The following is a 1,359-nucleotide window of genomic DNA, read 5'->3' on the forward strand; positions in this document are numbered from 1 at the left end:
ACAAAAGGAACGAATATAATTCCATCCGTTCGGTTGTATTTGCATTCAAATCCTGTTTCAAAATTATTGATTGCTCCTATAATGGGATTGGAATAACCCCATATAGATGGTAGGTTATGGACTAGATTCCACTGAGAATCAAAAGACCAGTATGTACGTTCGCAAACTGTCCAGCCAAAAAAGGTCTTACGTTGATGGTGGAAAAAATAATCCATTTCATAAATCAACTGGTAGCCCGTAGAATAGATGAAATTTCCGTATTGGTCAACACCCGTAGGAAAAGAGGCTGCAAAAGACCTATCTGCAAGTGACATCGAAGCTGTCTTTATCCTTTTGCTCCCAGACCTTACCGTCCCAGTATTGATGCTGCTTGAGGGACAACAAGCGCGCGCACTAGATTCGTTATCTTGCATACGTACAAATATGCCTTCAGCCTCATTGCTCTCAAGGGTTCTAATGGCTAACGTGGTTTTGTTGGCATCTCCGTCAAGAACAGAAATTACAGCATCGTTAGTAATAGTAATTAGTGACCGTCCCAGCTTAAACTGCCCTTCTCTGCCTATTATCCACCCCATCAAGCCTGCATTGATCAAGGGTAATATTTCTCCGTCCTCGGTTACACGAACATTTGGATAGAGAGAGGGTGTTTTTTTAATATCTTCCTCCTCTACGTCACAACACAATCCAGTCCATGTTTCCTCGAATAGGAAATTGATGGACTGAAAGCCATTAGTTTCTTGCCACGCCATCAATTCATCTCTTGTGGCATGCTCAACAGCCGCATAGAATTTTTTAAATTCATCTAAATCCTTGAAAAAAACAAGTCCATCATCAGAAAACTGTAGCATAGGTAAACTTTCAGCAACCTCTAGGTGGTTAGAAGTTACATCTTCTTGTTGCTTTTCGCATGAACTAGTGTACAAGACAGCAATCAAGCCTACTAAAATAGGCAATGCAATTCTCCTAAATGAGCATTTAATCATGTCAATAAAATTTAGCCTCCCCGTTCGATCTACGAAGGGCGAGAGCGATAATTAACACCTTCATTAACCCATTCTGGCTTCGGGTCTTACTTTCCCACATTCAAAGGCGGTCGGTTTCAGAAATAATTCCCCCGCCAGCGGCTACCCTACTCTCAGAAAGACCCTCTTTTCTCCTTTCGGAACGCTGTCAGATGCGCGGTCTTGGTCTTCTTTTGGTTTTATACCCGCCAACTAAAAGCTATATGCGCCGGCTACATGCCTTGTGTTGCGCCTGCGGCAAGGCATGTAGCTGGTCGCATATAGCATGTGTGTGCCCGGAATGGGCTCCCCTCGCTATAAAGATAGCGAGTTTTCTAAGTGGTGCAAGTCCACTGTC

General features: G+C 43.2%; 1 protein-coding gene. It reads right to left on the reverse strand.

Annotation, left to right across the window (positions count from 1 at the left end):
* Positions 1–983 (reverse strand): hypothetical protein (locus tag FRY97_RS21800; protein WP_147169736.1); only part of this gene is annotated, 983 nt, incomplete at its 3' end.
* Positions 984–1,359 lie beyond the last annotated feature (376 nt).

Source organism: Phaeodactylibacter luteus (assembly GCF_007993045.1).
Classification (GTDB): domain Bacteria; phylum Bacteroidota; class Bacteroidia; order Chitinophagales; family Saprospiraceae; genus Phaeodactylibacter; species Phaeodactylibacter luteus.